General features: G+C 71.1%; 19 protein-coding genes and 1 pseudogene. 6 read left to right on the forward strand and 14 right to left on the reverse strand.

Annotation, left to right across the window (positions count from 1 at the left end; all coding sequences use genetic code 11):
* Positions 1-32: 32 nt before the first annotated feature.
* From AC1RRS_RS02690 to AC1RRS_RS02700, 3 genes are all read left to right on the forward strand, one after another.
* Positions 33-521, forward strand: coding sequence for a hypothetical protein (locus tag AC1RRS_RS02690; RefSeq protein ID WP_492853823.1), 489 nt, complete (start codon positions 33-35; stop codon positions 519-521).
* Positions 522-591: 70 nt separating this feature from the next.
* Positions 592-1,050, forward strand: a complete 459-nt coding sequence (locus AC1RRS_RS02695; protein WP_492853824.1) for a DUF805 domain-containing protein — start codon at positions 592-594, stop codon at positions 1,048-1,050.
* A gap of 169 nt (positions 1,051-1,219) precedes the next feature.
* Positions 1,220-1,561, forward strand: a complete 342-nt coding sequence (locus AC1RRS_RS02700) for an endonuclease domain-containing protein (RefSeq protein WP_492853825.1) — start codon at positions 1,220-1,222, stop codon at positions 1,559-1,561.
* Positions 1,562-1,622: 61 nt separating this feature from the next.
* On the opposite strand, the gene AC1RRS_RS02705 is transcribed toward AC1RRS_RS02700, so the two are convergent.
* From AC1RRS_RS02705 to AC1RRS_RS02750, 10 genes and pseudogenes are all read right to left on the reverse strand, one after another.
* Positions 1,623-2,123: a phage tail tape measure protein gene (locus AC1RRS_RS02705; RefSeq protein ID WP_492854000.1), complete on the reverse strand. Its 501-nt coding sequence runs from the start codon at positions 2,121-2,123 to the stop codon at positions 1,623-1,625.
* A 14-nt stretch (positions 2,124-2,137) separates the two neighbouring features.
* Entirely contained in the window at positions 2,138-2,323 is a 186-nt protein-coding gene (locus AC1RRS_RS02710) for a phage tail assembly chaperone (protein ID WP_492853826.1), read from the reverse strand.
* Positions 2,320-2,601, reverse strand: a complete 282-nt coding sequence (locus AC1RRS_RS02715; protein WP_492853827.1) for a GTA-gp10 family protein — start codon at positions 2,599-2,601, stop codon at positions 2,320-2,322. The genes AC1RRS_RS02710 and AC1RRS_RS02715 overlap by 4 nt, the downstream gene beginning before the upstream one ends.
* Before the next feature lie 14 nt (positions 2,602-2,615).
* The gene (locus tag AC1RRS_RS02720; protein ID WP_487287960.1) at positions 2,616-3,032 is read right to left on the reverse strand and encodes a phage major tail protein, TP901-1 family; all 417 of its coding nucleotides are present in this window, start codon (positions 3,030-3,032) and stop codon (positions 2,616-2,618) included.
* 32 nt (positions 3,033-3,064) lie between these two features.
* Positions 3,065-3,460, reverse strand: a complete 396-nt coding sequence (locus AC1RRS_RS02725) for a DUF3168 domain-containing protein (protein WP_492853828.1) — start codon at positions 3,458-3,460, stop codon at positions 3,065-3,067.
* Positions 3,457-3,729: a head-tail connector protein gene (locus AC1RRS_RS02730; protein WP_492853829.1), complete on the reverse strand. Its 273-nt coding sequence runs from the start codon at positions 3,727-3,729 to the stop codon at positions 3,457-3,459. Before AC1RRS_RS02730 ends, AC1RRS_RS02725 begins: the two co-directional genes overlap by 4 nt.
* 154 nt (positions 3,730-3,883) lie before the next feature.
* Positions 3,884-5,107 carry a phage major capsid protein gene (locus AC1RRS_RS02735; protein ID WP_492853830.1) on the reverse strand — a complete coding sequence of 408 codons (1,224 nt, stop codon included), beginning with the start codon at positions 5,105-5,107 and terminating at the stop codon, positions 3,884-3,886.
* A gap of 159 nt (positions 5,108-5,266) precedes the next feature.
* The gene (locus AC1RRS_RS02740) at positions 5,267-5,671 is read right to left on the reverse strand and encodes an HK97 family phage prohead protease (RefSeq protein WP_492853831.1); all 405 of its coding nucleotides are present in this window, start codon (positions 5,669-5,671) and stop codon (positions 5,267-5,269) included.
* Positions 5,668-5,916 (reverse strand): hypothetical protein, encoded by a 249-nt coding sequence (locus AC1RRS_RS02745; protein WP_492853832.1) that lies wholly within the window; start codon positions 5,914-5,916, stop codon positions 5,668-5,670. Before AC1RRS_RS02745 ends, AC1RRS_RS02740 begins: the two co-directional genes overlap by 4 nt.
* Before the next feature lie 150 nt (positions 5,917-6,066).
* Positions 6,067-7,330: pseudogene (locus tag AC1RRS_RS02750) on the reverse strand (phage portal protein).
* On the opposite strand from AC1RRS_RS02750, the gene AC1RRS_RS02755 reads away from it, so the two are divergent.
* On the forward strand, positions 7,329-7,799 hold the full coding sequence (locus AC1RRS_RS02755; protein ID WP_492853833.1) for an endonuclease domain-containing protein: 471 nt from the start codon (positions 7,329-7,331) through the stop codon (positions 7,797-7,799). The pseudogene AC1RRS_RS02750 and the gene AC1RRS_RS02755 sit on opposite strands and share 2 nt — an antisense overlap.
* Here AC1RRS_RS02755 and AC1RRS_RS02760 read toward each other — a convergent pair.
* Both AC1RRS_RS02760 and AC1RRS_RS02765 read right to left on the reverse strand, forming a co-directional pair.
* Entirely contained in the window at positions 7,786-9,000 is a 1,215-nt protein-coding gene (locus AC1RRS_RS02760) for a DNA-packaging protein (RefSeq protein ID WP_492853834.1), read from the reverse strand. The two genes, AC1RRS_RS02755 and AC1RRS_RS02760, sit on opposite strands and share 14 nt — an antisense overlap.
* Entirely contained in the window at positions 8,954-9,403 is a 450-nt protein-coding gene (locus tag AC1RRS_RS02765; RefSeq protein WP_492853835.1) for a hypothetical protein, read from the reverse strand. The genes AC1RRS_RS02760 and AC1RRS_RS02765 overlap by 47 nt, the downstream gene beginning before the upstream one ends.
* A gap of 109 nt (positions 9,404-9,512) precedes the next feature.
* On the opposite strand from AC1RRS_RS02765, the gene AC1RRS_RS02770 reads away from it, so the two are divergent.
* Positions 9,513-9,944, forward strand: coding sequence for a DUF7684 family protein (locus AC1RRS_RS02770; RefSeq protein ID WP_492853836.1), 432 nt, complete (start codon positions 9,513-9,515; stop codon positions 9,942-9,944).
* 293 nt (positions 9,945-10,237) lie between these two features.
* On the opposite strand, the gene AC1RRS_RS02775 is transcribed toward AC1RRS_RS02770, so the two are convergent.
* The gene (locus AC1RRS_RS02775) at positions 10,238-10,594 is read right to left on the reverse strand and encodes a hypothetical protein (RefSeq protein WP_492853837.1); all 357 of its coding nucleotides are present in this window, start codon (positions 10,592-10,594) and stop codon (positions 10,238-10,240) included.
* A 139-nt stretch (positions 10,595-10,733) separates the two neighbouring features.
* Complete coding sequence (gene pbpC, locus AC1RRS_RS02780; protein ID WP_492853838.1) at positions 10,734-12,887, reverse strand: multimodular transpeptidase-transglycosylase PbpC; 2,154 nt, start codon at positions 12,885-12,887, stop codon at positions 10,734-10,736.
* Positions 12,888-12,940: 53 nt separating this feature from the next.
* Between pbpC and AC1RRS_RS02785 the strand changes: the two genes are divergently transcribed.
* Positions 12,941-13,429, forward strand: a complete 489-nt coding sequence (locus AC1RRS_RS02785; RefSeq protein ID WP_110118077.1) for a YcgN family cysteine cluster protein — start codon at positions 12,941-12,943, stop codon at positions 13,427-13,429.
* The last annotated feature ends 169 nt before the right edge of the window (positions 13,430-13,598 follow it).

The raw sequence follows: 13,598 nt of genomic DNA on the forward strand, positions 1-13,598 counted from the left end.
ATCACTTACTTACATTTGATCGGAGACCGCCCGTGCCCCTTCTCGCCCTGCTCCTGTCGCCGCGCGGCGCCGTCGGCCGCCGCGACTTCTGGCTGGGGCTGTTCCTGCTGGCGGCGATCGACGCGGCCATGGGCCTGGCCGCCATGCCCTACGGCGCGCGGGCCTTCTTCGCCGCCCCGGTGCTCGGCCCCTGGTTCGGCGACATGGACGCCGACGCCGCCCTGCCCGGCCTCGTCGAGGTCTGGGGGACGGGCGCGGTGATGATGCTGTTCCAGGCCTGGATCAGCGGCGTGCTCTGCCTCAAGCGGCTGCGCGACATGGGCCGCGGCCCCTGGGTGCTGATCGCCGTCTGGCTGGCCAACCTCGCCCTGCAGGGCGGCGGCCGCGCCTGGATGGCCGGGCTCGACGGCATGGCCGTCATCACGCCCTTCCTGATCGCCCTGCCGACCATGGCCCTGATCTGGCTGGGCTTCCTGGCCTGGCTGGGTTTCACACCGAGCCGGGTTAAACCCTTGTCATGACGCCCATTTCACTTAAAGCGCGAGCCCGCCGGGCCTAGTCTCCTCCTCAAGGTTGGGAGACTGAAAAGACATGGACTGGAAAACCCTGATGTTCACCGCCGACGGCCGCATCGGTCGTCAGGCGTTCTGGATCGCCTGGCTGATGCTGCTGGGCGTCAACGTGGTCGCCGGCTGGATCCCCTTCATCGGATGGGCCGCCTCGCTGGTCACGCTGTTCTGTTTCGTCTGCATCTACGCCAAGCGCCTGCACGACATGGGCAAGAGCGCCTGGTGGCAGCTGCTGCCGATCCTGCTCGGCCCCGTGCTGCTGATGGGCTCGGTGATGTGGCTGGTGTTCGGCTCGGCCGCCATCGCCCTGGGCGGCGGCGACCCGGAGATCTTCGCCCTGGCCAGCGTCGGCGGCATGGTCGTCGCGGCCGTCCTCGGCTTCCTGGTCACGGTCGGCTTCACCCTCTGGGTCGGCTGCGCCGAAGGCCAGACCCGCGACAACCGCTGGGGCGACCCGCCCCTGCATGCTTTGGCCGTCTAAGGATCCCGAGGCCCGCCGAGCAATCGGCGGGCCTTTCGCGTGACCCCTCTCTCATAGAGAGAGGGAGGGGCCCGCGCCGAAGGCGTGGGAGGGTGAGAGGTTTCACCCTCACCGGAAAACCCCCATTCCTTCCTTTGCGTATTTCCACGGGCCATGTCCGGCTTCCGCCATGGACCCGACCACCAACGCCCGCCGCCTTCGCCGTAACCAGACGCTGGCCGAGAAGGCGCTCTGGGCGCTGGTCCGCAATCGCCGCCTCGGCGGCTTCCGGTTCCTGCGCCAGGTTTCGATCGATCGCTACTTCGCCGACTTCGTCTGCGAGACCGGCAAGCTGATCGTCGAACTGGACGGCGCCATGCATGAGGACCACGAGGACTACGACGAACGCCGCACCCAGGTGCTGGAGTTGTTCGGATACACCGTCCTGAGGTTCTCCAACGCGCGAGTTCTGGCAGACCCCGGCGGGACAACCGACGACATCCTGACCGCTCTGCGAACCGGCCGGCGGTGAAACCTCTCACCCTCCCACCGCTTCGCGGCGGGCCCCTCCCTCTCTCTATGAGAGAGGGATTTTAAAGCCGCCGCGCCCCCAAACTCACCGCCCGCGCCAGGGCCTGCGCCAGCTGTGCGTCCGACCGCGCCAGGCCGCCGACGTCGCCGCCGCTGACCTGCACCGTCACGCTCATGCCGCCGCCGCCCAGCGGCTCCACCGTCCCCGCGCCCGCCGGACGGAACACCTCCGGCCCGCGCTCGCCGACCAGATAGGCGCCGCCGCCGGTCACCGCGCCGCCGTCGGCCCGCGCGCCCGAGAAGGCCGAGGTCAGCGCCGTCCCCAGCGCCTCGCCCAGGCCGCCCCCGCCGCTGCTTCCGCCGGCCGCCGCCTGCACGGCCGCCAGCACCGCCCGCGCCAGTTCGGCCAGCGACACCTCGCCGTCGGCCGCGGCCCTCGCCAGCGAGCGGGCCAGACTCGTCCCCGCCGCCGAAAAGGCGTCCTCGATCGAGCGCGCCGCCGCCCGCGCCGGGGCCTCCAGCGCCGCCAGGGCCTGCCCCGCCTCGCCCGCCTGGATCGTCATGTCGTCGAAGCCGCTCACGCCGCGTCCTCCTCATCGGGAAACCGCGCCATCAGCGCCTCCAGCGCCGGACGCGGCAGGGCGGGCGAGGCCGGCGGACCGGCCAGCGCCCGCCACTCCGGCAGCGACAGCCGCCAGAACGCCGCCGGCGGCACGCAGAACTCCCGCGCCGCCCGGGCCAGCATCTCGCTCCAGCCGGTCACGCCGCGGCCGCCAGCGCCTTGGCCACCGCGGCGGCGGCCTCGCGCACGTCCAGGCGCGCCACGTCCAGCGGCGGGCCGTCCTCGTCCAGCAGCGCCTGCAGCACCGCCAGCAGGTCGCGGGCCGACATCCTGGCGATGCGCCCCGGCAGCTGGCTCCAGTCCTCCAGTCCCAGCGCCTCCTCGATCCGCGCCAGGGCGCCCAGGGTCAGGCACAGCGTCCGCGTCGTCCCGGCCAGCACGGCGGTGACTTCGCCGCGCCCCGGATTGTGCATGGTCATCTTCAGTTCCCTCCCTAGATCGCCGTGAAGCTCACCTGCCCGGCCGAGGCCAGGGTCAGGGCGAAGGCCGCCTCACCGTCGTGCTGGCCGGCGTATTCCAGCGCCGAGACCAGGAACGGCCCCTCCAGCTGGGCGAAGTCGGGGATCACCAGCCGCCAGGTCCTGGCGGTCTGGGAAAAGAAGCTGTCGCGCACCGCCGCGTCCGAGGCCGCGTCGCGGAACACGCCCGAGCCCGACACTGAAGCCGAGCGCACGCCCGCCCCGGCCAGCAGCTCGCGCCAGCGGCCGGCGCTGTCCCCGTCGGTGGCGTCGACCGTGCGGGCGTTCAGGCTGATGGTCCGGGCCCGCAGCCCCGCCACCGTCACGAAGGTCTGGGGCGATCCGCCGTCGCCGATCTTCAGCAGCATGTCCTTGCCGGCTTGCGCGGCCATGGACGCCTCCATCGTTTGAGAAAAGGAAAGGGTCAGGCCGGCTCGCTGACGGCCCGCACGCGCAGGATCCCCAGCGTCAGCTCCTCGTCCGAGGCGGCGAACACGTCGGCGTAGCGCACCCGGCAAGAGGCCAGCCGGCGCCCCGGCGCGCTCAGCGCGGCGTCGTGCAGCGCCAGCCGCGCCGCCGCCGTCATCGCCCGCGCCTCCTCCGGCCCGCCGAACCGCGAGGCGCAGGTGATGGTGACCACGTGCTCCAGCAGGTCCTCGCCCACCGGCCGGCTCTCGATCCGGCCCACGCTGATGCAGGGATAGGTCAGCATGCGCGGCGGATCGGCGTGGATGCGCCCGCCGACGATGGCGCTCACCGCCGGCGCGGCCGCCAGCGCCCCGGCCAGGGCGGCGGCCAGATCGCTCTCGAGGCCGCTCACAGCCGAGCTCCCCGATAGGGCGCGAGCCAGGGCTCGACCAGCGACAGCGGCGGCGGCTTTTCACCGTCGCGATGCTCATAGGCGTGGCAGGCCAGGACCAGCACGGCCAGGCGCAGCGGCGCGGGCGAGGCGGAGGTCAACGCCACGCCGGCCGCCTGCCCGACCCGCGCCTCGGCGGCGTCGATCAGCAGGGAAACCAGCGCGTCCTCGCCGCTCCCGCCCACGCGCAGAAACCCCTTGGCCTCGGCCAGGGTCACGGAATTGGGCATGGGTTTTCTCGATGAAATGCGAGGGGAAGACCCCCTCAGTCGCTCCGCGACAGCTCCCCCAGAGGGGGAGCATCAGCTCGGCTAAATCCTCCCCCTCTGGGGGAGGTGGCCCGGAGGGCCGGAGGGGGCCGCCCCGCGAGGGGCGGCCCGGCGGTCAGCTCGCCGCGAACTTCAGCAGCTTCACCGCGTCGAAGTTCTGCACCCCGCCGCCGACGCGCTTGGTGGTGTAGAACAGCACGTGCGGCTTGGCCGAATAGGGGTCGCGCAGCACCCGCACCCCGGCCCGGTCGACGATCAGGTAGCCCTTCTCGAAGTCGCCGAACGCCACCGCCAGGCTATTGGCGGCCACATCCGGCATGGCCTCGATCTCGGTCACCGGGAAGCCCAGCAGGCTGGCCGACTGCCCCGGCTGCAGGGCCGCGTTCCAGATGTAGTTGCCCTGCGCGTCCTTGAACTTGCGCACGGCGCTGACCGTGCGGCGGTTCATCACGAAGCGGCCGTTCTGGCGGTACTGGGTCTTGGCCGCGTAGATCAGGTCGATCAGCTTGTCGGTCGGGTTGCTGGCCGGCCAGGCGCCGGCCACGCCGGTGGCGAGGTACCCCAGCTGACCCCAGGTGTACGAAGCGTCCGCCGCGGCCGTGTAGGACAGCAGGCCCTTGGGCTTGTTGACCCCGTCGCCCGAGACGAAGGCGCTGGTCTCCTGGGCGGCGAAGGCGTCCTGCACCTCCTCGGCCAGCCATTCGTCGATGCTGACATAGGCGTCGTCGAGCAGGGCCTGGGTCGCGGCCGGGCTGGCGTAGAGCTCGCCGGCCGGGAAGTCGATGACGTCCAGCGTCGGGGCCGTGGTCTCCGGACGGGCGGCCGTCTCGGCCACCCAGGCGGCCGCCAGGCCGGCGGGGCTCACCGGCTTGCGGAACGTCCCGCCGCCGATCGTGCGCACCTGGCAGATCTCGCGCATCGGGCTGGTGGCCGCCAGGCGTCGCAGGATCTGCCGCTCCAGCTCCGGCGGGGCCACATAGCCGCCGGCCGTGGCCGTCCCCTCCGACAGCCCTTTGGCCTCGAGCAGACCCGCCGTCTCGCCGGTCTTCACATAGCGGTCGAAGGCGGCCTTGCGCTCGTCCACCCGCGCGGCCGGGGCCTCGCCGGCCAGGGCCGGACGCCGGCTCTCGGCCAGGATGCGGTCCAGCCGGTCCTGGGCGCTGGTCAGGGCCGCGTCGATGCGCGCGGCCTTCTCCTCCAGCAGCACGTCGGCGCTCTTGGCCTCGATCGCGGCCAGCCGCTGGTCGTTGGCCGCCTTGAAGCCCTCGAACGCCGCCAGCACCTCGGCAAACGCCGCCCTGGCCTCCGGCGGGGCCGGAACCTGTTTGGTTTCCTTCATGGAGTTCTCCGTGAGAAGCCCTTCCCCCTTGATGGGGGAAGGGTTTGGGATGGGGGTGACGCGGCGCGTCCGCCCCCGAAGCCGTCGGCCGTCAGGGGCGCGGAAAGGCCGCTCCACCCCCAACCCCGGCCCTTCCCCCATCAAGGGGGAAGGGAGATCTCAAACCACCTTCAGCCGCGCCCCCGGCAGCATCGGGAAGGTGACGATCGACACCTCCCAGAGGTCCACCCGGCTGAGCACCCGCAGGGGCCCGTCCGTCCGCGCCTTGACCTGCCGGAAGCCGATCGACAGCCCGTCCAGAGCGCCCGCCGAGACCAGCGCCGCCACCAGCCGCCCGCGCGGCGTCGCGGTAATGATCCGGCCGCGGACGAAGAGACCGCGCGTGTCCTCAGAAGCCTCGTCCCACACGCCCACCGGCTCGGCCTCGTCGTGCTGGTGCAGCATGCGGATCGCGCCCGCTCCGCCTTCCAGGCTCGCCCTGAAGGCCCCGGCGGCGGTGACGTCGTCATTGAGGTCGCGGGTCCAGAAGAGGGACGCATAGCCCTCGATGCGGAGATCCGTCATCGCTCGCCTCCATCCAGCTTGGCCTCGATGCGCACCAGGGCCGCGCGCGTGGCGTCGGCCTGGGCTTCCAGCCGCGCCAGCCGCTCGGCCACCGGCGCCTGGGCCTCCAGCCGCCGCGTCAGATCGTCGATCCGCGCGCTGGCCCGCCCGGCCCACATCAGGGCGGCCGCCGCCTGCAGCACCACCGCCACCAGCACGGCGGCCGAGATCTGGCGGTCCAGCCGCCAGCGGTTTGTCGTGGTCATGAAGTCTCCAGTTTTCAGAAACCTCCCCCTGTGGGGGAGGCGGCCGAAGGCCGGTGGGGGGCCGTTTTCAGCTTTCGAGGCAGCGGCCGGCTTCGTCCCACGCCCCCCTCCGATCGCTGCGCGATCGCCTCCCCCACAGGGGGAGGTTCTCTAGATCCCGACCCCCGCCAGCCTTCTCCGCTCCGCGTCGGTGAGAAAACTCGCCGCCTCCAGCCGCGCCCACAGGGCGTCCCGCTCGGCCGACAGCGCCGGCACGGCGTCCAGGTCGCAGGCCACCCGCGCGCCGGGGAACTTCACCCCCAGCCACGCCGTCAGCGCCCGCGCCGCCCGCTCGGCCAGGGGCGCGACCGTGTGCCGCCAGAACGCGCCGTTGGCCTCGCGATAGTTGGCGTAGGTGTTGTCGCCAGGAATGCCCAGGAGCTGCGGCGGAACCCCGAACGCCAGGGCGATCTCCCGCGCCGCGGCGTGCTTGCCCTCGACGAAGTCCAGGTCCGCCGGCGTCAGCGACATCGGCTTCCACTCCAGCCCGCCCTCCAGCAGCAGCGGCCGCCCGGCGTTGTCGGCGCCGGCGTGGGCGCCCGCCAGCTCGGCCTTCAGCCGCTCGAACTGCTCCTCGGAGAGCCGATCCCCGTCGCGCCCGCCATAAACGAGCGCCCCCGAAGGCCGCGCGGCGTTATCCAGCAGCGCCTTGTTCCACGCCCCCGAGGCGTTGTGCACGTCGATGGCGAAGGCCGCGGCTTCCAGCGGCGAGGCCCCGTAGTGGTCGCTGGTCGGGTTGAACAGCTTCAGATGCAGCACCGGCAGCCAGCCGTCGGCGTCGCGCGCGATCCGCGCCGTCCGCCCGCCGGCCTGATAGTCATAGGCCGCCGGCCAGCCGCGCGGCCCCGGAACCACCGCCATCCGGTCGGGCCTGAGCGCATAGAGTTCCTCCGGCTGATCCCCAGCCGCCTCCAGATAGCCGTTCCCCGCCACCTGCAGATGCCCGAAGAACTGCTCCATCAGATCCGGCCCGCCCTGCTCGGGATTGGGCCGGGCCAAGAGCCTCGCCAGCGGATGATCGTCGCTGCGCCGCCCGTCATGGAACACCACCAGCGGCACGGCGGCGGCCGCCTCGGCGATCATCCGCACGCAGCGATAGGCCACGGGGTTCTTCCCGAACCCCTCCGCCGCCAACGCCCCATAGTCCCGAGGCGTCCACTGCGCCCGCCCGCCGCTGGTCAGGGCGACCAGCCTGGCGGCGCGGGAGTCCTTGATTTCCGGCGCGCGCCGGGATGCGAAGAGGGGCATGGCCGCTCCCGTGAGGGTTGAGAACAAATAGAGAACATTGTAGAGTGAAGGCGAAGCCGAAATCAGGAAACCTCCCCCTGTGGGGGAGGCGATCGCGAAGCGATCGGTGGGGGGAGCGACAACCGATGCCCGACGAAAACCCGCTCGTCAGACGCGCCCGCGCTCTGCGCAAGGACATGTCCCTGCCGGAAATGATGCTCTGGAAAGCCCTGCGCGGCAGCCAGCTGGATGGGCTGCGCTTCCGCCGCCAGCACCCGTTCGGCCGTTACGTGCTCGACTTCTACTGCCCGGCCTTCAAGCTCGCCGTCGAAGTCGACAGCTACGCCCACGAAACCGGAGACCGTCCACGCCGTGACGCGATCCGCGACGACTACATGGCCGGGTACGGCATACGAACGCTGCGGATACCCGCCGCCGAGGTGCTCAAGTCGGTGGACGACGTGGTCGCGACGATCCGCGCGAACCTCCCCCCCACCGACCGCTGCGCGGTCGCCTCCCCCACAGGGGGAGGTTTCCTGGAATCGAACCTCCCCCTGTGGGGGAGGCGGCCCGAAGGGCCGGTGGGGGGAGTGACTAAAACACCTAAACCACCCTGAGCCTCGGCTCCTTCCCCCCGCCCAGCATCAGTTCACTGAGCGCCCAGACCAACGCATCCGCCCGGTCCGGACTGTGCCCGAGATCCCCGTCGCCCAGCCCCATCAGCTCCTCCTCCAGCGCCGGAAACGCCCCGCAGTGCACCACCCGGCCCTGCTCGTAGAGAGCCGCCACCGGTTCGGCCCGCGCCCGTTTGCCCACCGAGGCCCGCACCAGCTTGATCGGACACGGCGGCGCGGCCTGGGCCAACACCGAGCGGACCATCTCGCCGCCCTGGTTGGCCTCGGCCACCAGGGCGTCGGCGTCGAAATCCACCGCCGCCGCGACCGCCAGGCTGGCCCAGCCGTTGGGCGACAGGCCGCGCGCCGTGCGGTCGGCCAGCACATAGGCGCGGCCGTCGCGGCGACCCGCGACCACCACCCCGCAGGCGTCGCCGCGCGCCGTGGCCGGCGGATCGACCGCCACCACCACCCGGTCGAACCGCGCCGGCGGCGCCCCGCGACACCGCGCCAGGTCCTCGGCCCGGAAGAGGCCGCCGTCGGTCTCGACGACGATCCCCTCCAGTTCCTGGGCCGCCAGCCGCGTGCCGCCGTACAGCGCCTCCAGGCTGGCCAGGAACCGGGGCGCGAGATTGCCGGCGTTGGCCGCCGTCCCCGCCCGCGTGGTCGAAACCCCCGCCTGCGCCATCAGCACCTTCAACGCCCGGGTCGGACGCGGCGTGGTGGTCACCACCAGCCGCGGATCCTCGCCCAGCCGCAGCCCGAACCGCAGCATGGCCAGGGTCTCGCTGGCCTTGGGCCAGGCGCAGAACTCGTCGGCCCAGGCCGCGTGAAACTGCGGCCCACGCAGGCTGTCGGGATCCTCGGCGGAGAAGGCGTAGGCCGCCGCGCCGTTCGGCCAGACCAGCCGGCGGCGCGAACTTTCCCAGCGCGGCCTGAAGGCCGGCCCGCTCGCGGCCCGCAGGCCCGACGCCCCCTCGACCATCACCTCGCGCACGTCGTGCAGGGTCGGACCGACCAGGGCCATGCGCGGCACGGAAAGCGCCATCTGCGCCATCCATCGCGCCCCGGCGAAGGTCTTGCCCGACCCACGCCCGCCCAGCAGCAGGAAGGTCGACCAGCCTTCGACCAGTTCGAGTTCCTGGTGCGGCAGGGCCTCAACCAGATCGACGCTGAGAAACCTCCGCTTCTGATCGAAGTCCATCGCCGCGATCGCCACCGCCCTGTCCCTCGCTGCGCTTGCGCTCCAGCAGTTCAGCAAGCTTGGCGACCTTGGACTCAACTGCGGCTCGAAGCTCTTCGGGATCGTCGGGGATCTCGCCATGCATGTCGGCCTCGTCCTCTTCGCCGCCGGTCGCGGCGGCCTGCTTGGGTTCGGAAATCATGGCGACCAGCGCCTTGGCCGACCGCGCGAAGGTCCCCATCATTCGGGCGCGCTTGTCGGCCAGGGCCAGGACGGCGACCTCGTCGCTGTCCTTCGCCCGGTTCCATTCGGCGTCCATCGACGCCATGAGGTCGCTCTGGAGCCTCTCGCCCCAGCGCCGCGCCTCGTCGCTTTTCTCGGCCATGACAGAAGTGTACGGCGCCAGCGAACGCGTCTGATCCACGACGCTGATAAAGTTGCAAGTCACCGGGATCGCAGAACTTTCTCCGCCACGAACCGGGGATCCACGGCGCTCTATCCCCGTCGGCGGCGCGACCTGCTAGACCTTGGCCATGACCGCCGTCGCCTATCTGCACCTGCCGCCCGGCGCCGACCCGCCGCCCGAGCCGCCGCGGGCCCCCTTCAAGGCCGTGCTGGTGCTGGAAGCCGCCGCCGACCCGGCCTGGCGCGCCCGGATCACCGCCTGGCTGGTCCGGGCCGGCTGCCGCTACGCCCTGGCCTGGGGGATCGACTGCGAGGCCTGGCACGACGCCGTCGATGACGATGCGGCCCTGGTCTCGATCCAGGCTGATCCGTCCGGCGAAAACCTGTCCGACGACGACGACGTCATGACCACCTGGCATGCCGACGAGCCGCTCGAAGAGGTTGCCTGGTTCGCCGCCCACGCGGCCCTGCACCCGTCCCTCGACCTGCCCGCCACCCTGATCGTCCACATCGCCACCGCGCCGGACGAGGCGCGGCTGCGGGCGACTTTCCAGGCGTAAAAGCGTCCTTCTCCCCTTGCGGGAGAAGGTGGCAGCCGAAGGCCGACGGATGAGGGGTCGCACCCACGCAAAACGCCGCGACAGCTGATCGGCTATCGCGGCGTTCGACTTCTGAGAGACCCCTCACCCGACCTCCCTCCGGGAGGCCACCCTCTCCCGCAAGGGGAGAGGGATCTAGTAAGGCAGCTCCGGCGGCGTCCGCGGTTGCGGCCCCTGCCCGGCGGCGGATCGTCCGGCGCGGCGTCGGCTTCCAGTTCCGAAGCCGTCCGCGCGAACTCCGACGTCAGGCCCCCTCAGCGCCCTTGGTTGAAGCTCCGGCTGACGAAAAAGCCCACGCCGGCCGCCACGAGGATCGCCGGGATGCCGACAACGATGCTCAGAACCGCGACCTTCTCGCTCCACCACGAAAGAGGTCCGCCGAAAAGATTGTCGAACGCCGCATCCACATAGCTTTCGCCATAGGCGAAGAGGCCGGTGGACGTTCCCGCGCAGAGCGCCGCGATGAGACCCCGCCGGGGAAGGGCCTGCGCGAAGATCAGGCCAAAAGCGATCGCGGCGGTCGCCATCAGCGGCGTCATCAGCACGCCCCCCTCGTGCGGGTAGCGCATGTAGGACAAGGGCTGGAGCGCGAACAGCAAGAGGCTGAGCATGCCCGCCGCGAGCGCCAGCCACCGACTACGGAAGATCATCTGCCCGTCCGTTCAGGTTGAGACGAACTCGACCATGCACGATTTCGATCACTGACGCCTCAGCCAAGCCCCAAGAACCGCCCGCCTTCGGCTCGCTCCCTCAGTAAGGCAGCTCCGGCGGCGTCTGCGGCTGCGGCCCCGCCCCCGGCGCCGGATCGTCCGGCGCGGCGTCGGCCTCGAGTTCCGAGGCCGTCCGCGCGAACTCCGACGACAGGGTCTCGTAAAAGCCGTTCCTCGGATCCGGCGAGGTCCTCGGCTCCGGGTCGGGCAGCAGCCACGGGAAATCCCGGATCGCCAGGTTCTGGTGCGCGGCCAGCATGAACCGCCGCCAGATGCTGGCCGGGATGTCGCCGCCGACCACCTTGTTCATCGGCTTGTCGTCGTCGTTGCCCACCCAGACGCCGGTCACGAAGTCGGGGGTGAAGCCCACGAACCAGGCGTCGCGCCAGTTCTGGCTGGTGCCGGTCTTGCCCGCCGCCGGCCAGCCGAACGCCGCCCGCTTGGCGGTGCCCTGGTCGACCACCTTCTTCATCATCTTGACCATCATGCTGGCCTTGGCGACGTCATAGACCTGGGTCGGGGCCAGCGGCCCGCGGCTGTAGATCGGCCGGCCGTCCTGGGCGGCGATGCTCTCGATGACGTAGGGCGCCACGCGCTGGCCGCCCAATTGGAACACCTGGAAGCCCGAGGTCATCTGCAGCAGATTGACCTCATAGGCCCCCAAGGCCACCGACAGGTCCGGCCGCTCGGGCAGGCTGGTCACGCCGAACCGGCGGGCCAGGTCCGCCACCCGCGCGCCGCCGGCCTCCTGGGCCAGCTTGACGGCGATGGTGTTGGTCGAGGTCACCAGGGCCTGCTCCACCGTCATCGGGCCGCGATAGTCGCCGCCATAGTTCTCCGGCTTCCAGTCGCCGAACTGCACCGGCGCGTCGACGCGGATGTCGGTCGGCAGCACGCCCTTCTCCAGGGCCGCGGCATAGACGAACGGCTTGAAGGTCGAGCCCGGCTGGCGACGCGCCTGCACCGCGCGGTTGAAGGGGCTGGCGATATAGTCCGTGCCGCCCACCATCGCCCGGATCGCCCCGTCGGCCGAGATCGACAGCAGCGCCGCCTGGCTGGCTCCGGCATGCTCGCCGCCGAGCGCGATGGCCTGGCGCACGATGTCGGCGCCCGCCTTCTGCAGGCGGCTGTCGATGGTCAGGCGCACCACCAGATCCGGCGCGTTCTGGCCGGCGATGCGGATCGCCTCGGTGGTGGCGTAGTCCAGCACCCAGCCATAGTCGCCCTCGTCGCTGACGGCGTCGGGCGACAGGCGCGGGGTGTCGTCCAGCGCCTTGGCCTCCTCCTCGGCGGTGATCCAGCCCTCTTTTTTCATGTTGGCCAGGACCAGCCGCGAGCGGGCCAGCGCCCCCTCCATGTCCCGCGTCAGGGCCAGGCGCGACGGTGCCTTGGGCAGCGAGGCCAGCAGGGCGGCTTCCGACAGGGTCAGCTGGCTGGCCGGCTTGCCGAAATAGGTCCTTGCCGCGCCATCGACGCCATAGGTGTTGGCCCCGAAGAACACGCGGTTGAGATAGAGCTCCAGCACCTCGTCCTTGCTCAGCACCTGCTCGAGCCGCCAGGCCATCAGCATTTCTTGCAGCTTGCGCTCGACCGTGCGGTCGGGCGTCAGGAACAGGCCCTTGGCCAGTTGCTGCGACAAGGTCGAGGCGCCCTGCACCGTGCGCCCCGCGCGCCAGTTGACCCAGGCCGCGCGGGTGATGCCGTAGAGGTCGATCGGCCCGTGCTTGTAGAAGCGCTTGTCCTCGGCCGCCAGGAAGGCCAGCGGCACGTAGCCCGGCACCGTATTGACCGTCACCCGCTGGCCGTAGCGCGGGCCGCGCGTGGCGATCACCTGGCCGCTGCGGTCCTCGAACCGCACGCCCGGCGCGCGGTTGATGGCGAACAGGGCCTCCCGGCTGGGCAGCTCCGGCGTGTCCTTCAGATATTTGAACCACACATAGGCCGCGCCGCCGCCCACGGCGATGAAGCCGATCAGGGCGCTGACCAGCAGGGTGATCCACACCCAGCCCCAGCCGCCCTTCTTGCGCGGCGGCTTCAGGTCGGCGCGGAACGGCTCCTCCGGCGGGCGCTGCGGCGGCTGCTGGGGAGGCTCCGGCGGAGACGGCGGAACAGGCGCGAATCCGCCCTGCGCCGGCGGCGTCGGGCGCGCGGGCGTGTCCTCGAACTTGTAGGGCGGCAGCGTCCAGTCGTTCACGTGCGGTGTTGCGTCCAGTTGGTCTTCTTGGCGTTTGGGTTTAGGACGCCCCGATGATGGCGCGCAAACCTTTCTGGGAGACGAAATCCCTTCACCAGATGACCGTCCCCGAGTGGGAGAGTCTATGCGACGGCTGCGGCCTTTGCTGCCTGGTTCGCTTCGAAGACGAAGATACGGGCGAAGTGATCCCCACACGGGTGCACTGCCAGCTGCTCGACGCCCATCTTTGCCGCTGCAGCGACTACCCCAATCGCCGCAAGACCGTGCCCGACTGCATCAAGCTGACGCCGCACAACATCGAGGACCTGGAGTGGATGCCCCCCTCCTGCGCCTATCGCCGCCTGCACGAGGGCAAGACCCTGCCCCAGTGGCACCCGCTGATCACCGGCGACCCCGACAGCCCCCACAAGGCCGGGATCTCGATCCGCGACCAGACCATCAGCGAAACCAGCCTCGACGACCCCGAAGACGCCATGGACTTCGTCGCCACCGACCTGATGGTCGACAAGGGCGACTGGCCGTATGAGCCGGACGAGGACTGAACCCTTCTCCCCTTGCGGGAGAAGGTGGCGGCCGAAGGCCGACGGATGAGGGGTCTCTCAAAAGGAAATCGCCTCACCCAGCCTGACCGCCGCCGCGGCGGTACGGCCTGAGAGACCCCTCACCCGACCTCCTTCGGAGGCCACCCTCTCCCGCAGGGGGAGAGGGGCT

Source organism: Caulobacter sp. GW821-FHT12A07, from assembly GCF_058807655.1.